The organism is Saccharopolyspora sp. NPDC003752 (genome assembly GCF_053605825.1).
In genome coordinates, this window is sequence record NZ_JBSGJZ010000012.1 from 228,125 (window position 1) to 236,629 (window position 8,505).

The 8,505-nt window shown below is 68.8% G+C and carries 8 protein-coding genes; 4 read left to right on the forward strand and 4 right to left on the reverse strand.

What is annotated here, in order from left to right; genetic code table 11:
- Window positions 1-33: 33 nt before the first annotated feature.
- From ACWEV3_RS18295 to ACWEV3_RS18310, 4 genes are all read right to left on the reverse strand, one after another.
- Window positions 34-717, reverse strand: coding sequence for a MadR family response regulator transcription factor (locus ACWEV3_RS18295; protein ID WP_452615003.1), 684 nt, complete (start codon window positions 715-717; stop codon window positions 34-36).
- Window positions 710-2,080, reverse strand: a complete 1,371-nt coding sequence (locus ACWEV3_RS18300) for a MadS family sensor histidine kinase (RefSeq protein ID WP_452615004.1) — start codon at window positions 2,078-2,080, stop codon at window positions 710-712. Before ACWEV3_RS18300 ends, ACWEV3_RS18295 begins: the two co-directional genes overlap by 8 nt.
- 8 nt (window positions 2,081-2,088) lie before the next feature.
- Entirely contained in the window at window positions 2,089-3,315 is a 1,227-nt protein-coding gene (locus ACWEV3_RS18305; RefSeq protein WP_452615005.1) for an iron-containing alcohol dehydrogenase, read from the reverse strand.
- A gap of 195 nt (window positions 3,316-3,510) precedes the next feature.
- Window positions 3,511-4,989, reverse strand: coding sequence for a GAF domain-containing protein (locus ACWEV3_RS18310; protein WP_452615006.1), 1,479 nt, complete (start codon window positions 4,987-4,989; stop codon window positions 3,511-3,513).
- A gap of 223 nt (window positions 4,990-5,212) precedes the next feature.
- On the opposite strand from ACWEV3_RS18310, the gene adh reads away from it, so the two are divergent.
- The 4 genes from adh to ACWEV3_RS18330 form a co-directional block, all read left to right on the forward strand.
- Window positions 5,213-6,736: an aldehyde dehydrogenase gene (gene adh / locus ACWEV3_RS18315; protein ID WP_452615007.1), complete on the forward strand. Its 1,524-nt coding sequence runs from the start codon at window positions 5,213-5,215 to the stop codon at window positions 6,734-6,736.
- The gene (locus ACWEV3_RS18320; RefSeq protein ID WP_452615008.1) at window positions 6,736-7,110 is read left to right on the forward strand and encodes a DUF779 domain-containing protein; all 375 of its coding nucleotides are present in this window, start codon (window positions 6,736-6,738) and stop codon (window positions 7,108-7,110) included. The genes adh and ACWEV3_RS18320 overlap by 1 nt, the downstream gene beginning before the upstream one ends.
- On the forward strand, window positions 7,100-7,795 hold the full coding sequence (locus ACWEV3_RS18325) for an adenylate kinase (RefSeq protein ID WP_452615017.1): 696 nt from the start codon (window positions 7,100-7,102) through the stop codon (window positions 7,793-7,795). The genes ACWEV3_RS18320 and ACWEV3_RS18325 overlap by 11 nt, the downstream gene beginning before the upstream one ends.
- Window positions 7,796-7,888: 93 nt before the next feature.
- Window positions 7,889-8,505 (forward strand): AMP-binding protein (locus ACWEV3_RS18330; RefSeq protein WP_452615009.1); only part of this gene is annotated, 617 nt, incomplete at its 3' end.

An 8,505-nucleotide genomic window follows, 5' to 3' on the forward strand; every position in this document is an offset into this window, starting at 1 on the left:
GTGATCGACACGGCAACAGGTCGAGATCCACGCTCAGATGAGCCCGCGCTTGCTTGCTTCGTAGACGGCTTCCGCGCGGGTGGAGACATCGAGCTTGCGCATGATGTTGCGCACGTGGAACTTCACCGTCGTCTCGGAGATGTAGAGCTGGCCGCCGACGTGCCGGTTGCTCGACCCGGTGGCCATCAGCCGGAGCACACCCAGCTCGCGTTCGGTCAGTTCCGGTGCGGTGGAGCGGTTGTTCATCGAGTGCACCATCGCCGCGGCCGAGCGCGAGTCGAACGCGCTCTCCTTGCGGGCCACCGCGCGGATCGCCCGGACCAGCTCGGTGGTGTCGACGTCCTTGACCACGTAACCACGGGCACCGCGGTGCACGGCGTCGACGACGAGCTTCTCGTCCAGGAACGTCGTCAGCACCAGGACCCCGAGACCCTCGTGCTCCCCGGTCAACCGCTCGCACAGGGCCAGGCCCTCGGTGTCCTCACCCGAGGACAGCTTTAGGTCCAGCAGCACCACTGCGGGCCGCGTCCGGCCGACCACCGCGACCGCCTCCGCCGCGGTGGAGGCCTCCCCGGCCACTTCGAGGTCCTGTTCCCGTTCGAGCAGCGACCGCAGCCCCTGCCGGACGATGGAGTGGTCGTCGACGATCACGATCCGGACCGGACCCGGCGGTGCGCTCACCGCGCCCCCGGCCGCCCACCTGGCTTCCTCAGACATCGGTGTCCCCTTCCGCCACCGGCATCGGCACTTCCAGCCTGATGAGCACCCCGCCCATCTTCGCCCTGCCGATGTTGAGCTCACCGCCGAGTTCTTCGGCTCTTGCGGCCATGTTCGCCAGCCCCCGGTGGTGCCCGTTGAGGTCATTGGTGCGCGCCGCCCGCAGAGTTCGCCGCAGCTGCGCAGGATCCCCGGTGCCGTCGTCGGCGATCGACAGCACGATGCGGTCCGTCTCGTACTTCAGGTGCACTGATGCGCGGTCCGCGCCCGAGTGGGTCGCGGTGTTGAACAGGGCCTCGCCGGTCAGCCGCAGCAGCGAGTGCTCGGCCTCGCCGGGCAGCGGCACCGGCTTGCCCTCGATCCGGACCGCGACGTCGACGGAGGTCGGCAGGTGCACGTTGGACAGCCGTTCCAGCAGCACCGGCAGCGAGCCGGGGCCTTCGTCGGCGCCCCGGTGCAGCGCGTAGATCGCCGACCGCAGCTGGGAGACCGCCTGCCGGGTCAGGTCCTTGGCCGCCATGAGCCGCTCGGCGACCTGCCGCGCGTCGGCGCCCATCGCCGCCAGCTCCGACCGGCACACCTCCACGGTCATTCCGGCGCTGAGCACGGCCTGGGTCACGCTGTCGTGCAGCTCCCGCGCTATGCGGTGCCGTTCCTCGTCGATGACCTGCCGCTGCATCGCCTCGGTCAGCCTGCGCTGGACCTCCTGCAGTTCGGCGTTGCGCTCGACGAGGTCCTTGGCCTGCCGGGAAGCTTCCTCGTTCAACTGCTCGGCGCGCCCCTTCAACTGGGCCGCGGTGTGGAACAGGTAGGAGTTGTACAGCGCCACCGCGGCCTGATTGGCCAGCACCCGCAGGACCGCGAGGTCGGTCCCGGTGACTTCCACTCCCGCACCGGGCCGACCCACGACGCCGCCGACCGGCTCCTCGTCGAGCAGCATCGGCGCGCGCACCCAGCCCGGCCCGGCCTCACCCGGTTCGAGCTCCCACGGCCGCTTGCGGATCACTTCGAGCTGCTCGCGGACCTCGGCGGGCAGCTCGTGCTCCTGGTCGATCAGCTCGCCGTCACGGGCGAACAGGAAACCCGGACGTATCCCCCGCAACGCCCCATCGGCGACGCCCAGCAGCACCCACTCGGCTTGCAAGTGCTCAACGGCGGCCACGACGACCGCCTCCACCAGCGCCCTCGGCCCCTCCGCCGAGCGCACCACGGCGCGGGAGATCTCGTCGAGCGCCTGCACGGCCACGGCCAGCCGCTCGTTCGAGCGCCGGTACTCGGGGTAGAACGACCGCTTGCTCGATCGCACCCCGGTGAGCTCACCGAGCGTCGTCTCCCCCGCGCGGACGCGGCCACCACCGGACACCTTCGACCTCACATGGCCTTTCGGAACAACGACTCGATCTCCTCCTGGGTGACCTGGCGGGGATTGGTCGCCAGGCACGCGTCCTTCATCGTCGTCCTGGCCAGGTGCGCGACGTTGTGCTCGCCGACCCCGAGGCAGGACAAACCCCGCGGAACGCCCACCGAGTCGGCCAGCTCGCGGACCCGATCGGCCAGCACCTCGGCAACCTCGGCCGCGGGTACGCGGTCGGTGTCGATGCCCGCAGCGGCGGCCAGCGGCACGTAGCGAGTCGGACTCTGTTCCGCGTTGAACCGGATCACGTGCGGCAGCAGGACCCCGTTGATCACGCCGTGCGGCGCGTCGAGCAGCCCGCCGACCTGGTGGCTCATGGCGTGGGTGGCGCCGAGGATCGCATTGGTGAACGCCATCCCCGCCGCCAACGACCCCTGCGCCATCGCGTTGCGCGGCTCCTGGGCGGCCGGATCCAGCAGGGTCCGCAGCAGGTTCCTGGTCACCAGGTGCACGGCGTGCAGCGAATGCTGATCGGTCAGCACGTTGTGCGCGAGCGAGACGTAGGACTCCATGGCGTGGGTGAGCGCGTCGAGACCGGTCGCAGCGTTCAGCCAGTCCGGCATGGTCGTCAGCAGCCGCGGATCGATGACCGAGATTTCGGGGACCAACGTCCTGCTGATGATGGTCACCTTCGTCGCGTGGGTGGTGTCGGTGACCACGCAGAACTGGGACACATCCGCCCCGGTTCCCGAGGTCGACGGCACCATGACCAACGGCGGGATTGGGTTCACGACCCGGTCGACGCCCTCGTAGTTCAGGATGTGCCCGCCGTTGGCGGACACGATCGCCACGCCCTTGGCCGCGTCGATGCACGAGCCGCCGCCGACGGCGATGATCACGTCCGCGCCGGCCTGAGCATATTCGCAGTAGGCCGCCTGCACCTCGTGGTCCTTCGGGTTCGGCGTCAGCTCGTGCCAGACGACCGGCTCCAGACCCACCTCGCGCAGGTGCACCACTGCCTCGCGCACCCATCCCGCCTCCACGATGCCGGGATCGGTGACCAGGAAGGGACGGCGCGCGCCGAGGCGTCGAGCCGAGTGGCCCAGCTCGGCCAGCGAACCGTGGCCGAACACGATTTCCGGCGCGTGGAACTTCGCCAGGGCCGGACGCTGTTCGCCGACATCGTCGCGGCTGGATTGGCGCGGCACGCCCACATGTTCGAACGCGATTTTCAGCTCCGGCATTCTCGTGGCCCTCCCGACTCACCGATGAGCCTCGCCCGCGAACGAGTCCGGCCGGTGCGCGGCCCGCGGCGAGACCGGCTGCAAGCAGACCAGCAGCATTACTGTGGGGTAAACCACAGGTGAACCTACAGCCGGGGACTGTACCTCGGAACTGCCCGGATGAGCACCCCCGACCTGTCCGATCGGACAGGTGCGCTACACGGTTTCTTCGAGTAGGAGGCGCAGCCGGGCTTCGAGCACGTTGCGCTGCGGAGCATCCGGCGCCATCAGATCCCGTGCGCTTTCCAGCACCTCCAGATCGTCGCGGCCCGCATCGGTGTTGGCGAAGCGCCAGAGCAGTTCAGGGTCTCCGCTGCCCAGCACCCAGCCGCGCAGCGCCGCCACGAGCTCGTCGCGCTCGGCCCGGATCGCGACGGACTCCGAGCGCGGCAGCAGCAGTCCGGCTCTATCCACGGCGGCGCCGGCGTCGCCATGGCGCAGCGTCTCGCGGAGGGCGTGCAGGTCGCTGTCCACATCCGCCGCGATGCGGTACGGCCTGGTCTTCACCACGTGCTGCCCCAGGGCGTTGCGGATGCGGTGGATCTCCACCCGGACCGTGGTGGGGTTGCCCTGCTCCCCGTGCAGCAGCAGCGCGAGCCGCTCCGCAGTCAGCCCGCCGGGGTTCATCGCCAGCAGCGCGAGGATTTCGGCGTGCCGCAGGCTCAGATCATGCCGAACACCGTCCACTGTGGCCGCTGGAACCTCGTCGCCGAGCAGTTTCAACGACAACTGCGGCCGGCGACGAGACCGGGGCTGCCCGACGCGCAGCAGGTAGCCGCCGTCGAGCGGTTCGACCTCGGCGTCCTCACCGTCGTCCAACCGGACCGTTCCGCTGTCGTCGAGACCCATCCGCTGCCCCGGCACGAACCGCGCCGAGGGTGTGCTCGCGACGATCCGTCCACTGGGGCTCAGTAGTGCCGCATCCCGACCGGACTCGGTGAGGTGGTGGGCGTTGCGCTCCCGGAACAGGTCGTCGGAGGCGGCCAGGCGCCAGCGGAGCTCACCTTCGACCAGCCGCGCACCGGCCACCACGAGCGCGAGCAGCGCCGGGTGCATCGTGTGCAGCGGTCCGCTGAGGTCGACCGCGCCGAGCAGCGCACCCGTATCCGGATCGCGGACCGGACAGGCGGCGCAGGTCCACGAGTGGTAAGTCCGCACGAGGTGTTCGGCGGAGTGAATCTGGACGGGAGCACCGGTGGCGAGCGTGGTGCCCATCGCGTTGGTGCCGATCGCGCTCTCGGCCCACCGGGTGCCTTCGGCGAGCAGGACCCGGTCGGCGTCCCGGCAGACCTGGGCGTCACCTTGCCGCCAGAGGATGTTGCCGTCGGCATCGGTGACGATCATGACGTGGCTGGTGCTGTCGGCCGCGTCGAGCAACGTCTGGCGCAGCATCGGCACCCAACGCGCCAGCGGGTGCGCCTGGCGAACGTCGTCGAGCCTGCCGGAGTCGAACGCCAGCGGTGGTTGCCTGAGATCGGGATCGATCCGGGCCGCCAGCGAACGCCTCCAGGACTCGAAGATGACCGGTCGCGGCTCGTGCGAGAGCCGGTCACCGGCCAGGACGGCAGCGTGCACCCGCTCGAGCAGTCGGGCCCGCTCGAGCGGATCAACCGAGGTGTCGTAGCTGGTGTCCATTCGCCTGCGCAGAAGTGTCGAGAACGCGGAACATCCGGTCGCGGAAAGATTCATAGTGCGGGGTGACACAGGTTACGGGCAAGTGCTCCCGCGATACCGGTTCGCCCCGTTGCAACGTCGCTGCAACGTTGCGACTCCTAGCTTCTCGCCACACCAGAGGCATGAGTGGCCCAGGTCACCGACGGCCCGCGGAGGGTCGCACCAGCACACGAGAGGCGAACAGATGGTTCTGCATGCAGCGCCGGGCACGGCGGGTTCGGCGGTCGAGTTCCGTTCGCGTTACGACCACTTCATCGGCGGCGAGTACATGGCCCCGGCCGGTGGGGGTTACTTCGAGAACCCCACGCCGGTGACGGGCCAGGTGTTCACCGAGATCGCGCGCGGCACGGCCGCCGACGTGGAACGCGCCTTGGACGCCGCCGAGGGCGCCGCGCCCGCGTGGGGCCGCACGTCGGTGGCGGAGCGGTCGGGGATCCTGCTCAAGATCGCCGATCGCATGGAGGCCAACCTGGAGAAGCTCGCGGTCGCCGAGAGCTGGGACAACGGCAAGCCGGTCCGCGAGACGCTGGCGGCCGACATCCCGCTGGCGATCGACCACTTCCGCTACTTCGCGGGGGTGCTGCGCAGTCAGGAAGGGTCGATCTCACAGATCGACGACGACACCGTGGCCTACCACTTCCACGAGCCGCTGGGCGTCGTCGCCCAGATCATCCCGTGGAACTTCCCGCTGCTGATGGCGACCTGGAAGCTGGCGCCGGCCCTGGCCGCGGGCAACGGCTTGGTGCTCAAGCCCGCCGAGCAGACACCGGCATCGATCCACGTGCTGATCGACCTCATCGCCGACCTGCTACCCGCGGGCGTCCTCAACGTGGTCAACGGATTCGGCGTGGAGGCGGGCAAGCCGCTGGCCTCCAGCTCCCGGGTGCGCAAGGTCGCCTTCACCGGCGAGACCACCACCGGCCGGCTCATCCTGCAGTACGCCAGCCAGAACATCATCCCGGTCACCGTCGAGCTCGGTGGCAAGAGCCCGAACATCTTCTTCTCCGACGTCGCCGACGCCAACGACGCCTTCTACGACAAGGCTCTGGAAGGGTTCGCGCTGTTCGCCCTCAACCAGGGCGAGGTGTGCACGTGCCCATCACGGGTGCTGATCCAGTCCAGCATCTACGACGCGTTCCTCACTGACGCGGTGGCCCGAACCGAGAACATCAAGCAGGGCAACCCGCTGGACACCGAAACCCAGATCGGCGCCCAGGCCAGCAACGACCAGCTGGAGAAGATCCTGTCCTACATCGACATCGGCAAGCAGGAAGGCGCGGAGGTCCTCACCGGCGGCCACCGGGTCGAGCTCGAAGGCGACCTGGCCGGCGGCTACTACGTGGCGCCGACGGTGTTCGCGGGCCACAACAAGCAACGGATCTTCCAGGAGGAGATCTTCGGCCCGGTCGTCTCCGTCACCAGCTTCGACGACTACGACGACGCCATGAAGATCGCCAACGACACCCTCTACGGCCTCGGCGCCGGGGTGTGGTCCCGCGACGGCAACACCGCCTACCGCGCCGGCCGCGACATCCAGGCCGGCCGGGTGTGGGTGAACAACTACCACGCCTACCCCGCCCACGCCGCGTTCGGCGGCTACAAGCAGTCCGGCATCGGGCGCGAAACCCACAAGATGATGCTGGACCACTACCAGCAGACCAAGAACATGCTGGTCAGCTACTCCAACAACGCGCTGGGCTTCTTCTGATGGGCAGCGACCGAGTCGCGGTGACCCCTGAGGCGGCGGAGCAGATCCGCCGCCTCCGGGCGCAGCACGGGCCGGTGATGTTCCACCAGTCCGGCGGATGCTGCGACGGCAGCGCACCCATGTGCTACCCGGCGGGCGAATTCGCCACCGGCGAAGCCGACGTGCACCTCGGCGACCTGGCGGTGGACAGCGAACCGGTACCGGTGTGGATGTCCAGATCGCAGTTCGAGTACTGGAAGCACACCCACCTCACCATCGACCTCGTGCCCGGCCGGGGCAGCGGATTCTCCCTCGAAGCCCCCGACGGTGTCCGCTTCCTCATCCGGTCCCGCCTGCTCACCGAAGAGGAATGGAAACGACTGGATGCGAGCTGAACACGAGCCGAGCCGCGTTGTGCTTGTCGGCCCGCCGGGCGCCGGCAAGGGAACGCAGGCGGAAGCGATTTCGGCCCGACTGGGTGTTCCACACATCTCCACCGGGGACATCTTCCGGCGCAACGTCGGCGAGGGCACGGATCTCGGACTGCGGGCGAAGTCCTACCTGGACAGCGGTGCCCTGGTTCCGAACGAGCTGACCAACGAAATGGTGCGTAGACGTCTCAGTGAGGGCGACGCCGATGGCTTCCTGCTCGACGGGTTCCCCCGGAACCGGGAGCAGGCCGAGTTCCTCGACGACACGTTGCGAAGCTCCGGACGCACTGTTGACGTAGTGCTGGAGCTGCAAGTGCCTGCGGAGGAAATCGTTCGTCGCCTCAATGGCAGACGCGTTTGCGGCACGTGTGGGCGAAGCTGGCACGTGGAGTTCAACGCCACGAGGGCGGAGGGCATCTGCAACGCCTGCGCCGGTCCGCTGCACCGGCGCGACGACGACTGCGAGGACGCGATCCGGCGCCGTCTGCAGCTCTACGAGCAGCAGACCGCACCGATGCTCGCGAACTACCAGGAGAAAGACAGGCTGGTGCGGGTCGACGCGTCCGGTCCGGTCGACGCTGTCGGCGAGCGGGTGGCCGTCGCGCTCGGCGCCCGATCGAACAACGGCGCAACGTCGCCGCAACGTTGACCGCCGTAGGTTCATCCAACCGGTTGACGGATCCGGGAAAGCCACACTGAAAAAGCGATCACGCCGTCACACGATCGCGTCGAGAGGTCGGAAGTGGGCAAGCACTCACAGAGCACTTTGGACAATCTGCTCACCGAAGAACGGGTCCATGCTCCGTCCCAGGAATTCGCGGCGCAGGCCAACGCCACGTCGGCACTGTACGAAGAAGCCTCGGCCGATCGGGAGGCGTTCTGGGCGAAGCAAGCCGAGCGGCTGGCCTGGGACACCAAGTGGGACCAGGTCCTGGACTGGTCGAACGCGCCTTTCGCGAAGTGGTTCGTGGGCGGCAAGCTGAACGTGGCCTACAACTGCGTGGACCGCCACGTCGAGGCGGGCAACGGCGACCGGGTCGCGATCTACTGGGAGGGCGAGCCCGGGGATTCCCGCGAGATCACCTACGCCGAGCTGCAGCGCGAGGTCTCGCGAACCGCCAACGCGCTGGCGGCGCTGGGCGTGGGCGCCGGGGACCGGGTCGCGATCTACCTGCCGATGCTGCCCGAAGCGATCTTCTCGATGCTGGCCTGCGCCCGGCTCGGCGCCATGCACAGCGTGGTCTTCGGCGGGTTCTCCTCCGAGGCGCTGCGCACCCGGATCAACGACGCCGAGGCCAAGGTCGTCATCACCGCCGACGGCCAGTACCGGCGCGGCAAGCCCATGCCGCTGAAGGCCAA

Bases quoted from the DNA above. Each gene is read 5' to 3' on its own strand.
- ACWEV3_RS18295 (WP_452615003.1), bottom strand. From the start codon at position 717: ATGTCTGAGGAAGCCAGGTGGGCGGCCGGGGGCGCGGTGAGCGCACCG.
- ACWEV3_RS18305 (WP_452615005.1), bottom strand. From the start codon at position 3,315: ATGCCGGAGCTGAAAATCGCGTTCGAACATGTGGGCGTGCCGCGCCAA.
- ACWEV3_RS18320 (WP_452615008.1), top strand. From the start codon at position 6,736: ATGGGCAGCGACCGAGTCGCGGTGACCCCTGAGGCGGCGGAGCAGATC.
- ACWEV3_RS18325 (WP_452615017.1), top strand. From the start codon at position 7,100: ATGCGAGCTGAACACGAGCCGAGCCGCGTTGTGCTTGTCGGCCCGCCG.
- adh (WP_452615007.1), top strand. From the start codon at position 5,213: ATGGTTCTGCATGCAGCGCCGGGCACGGCGGGTTCGGCGGTCGAGTTC.
- ACWEV3_RS18310 (WP_452615006.1), bottom strand. From the start codon at position 4,989: ATGGACACCAGCTACGACACCTCGGTTGATCCGCTCGAGCGGGCCCGA.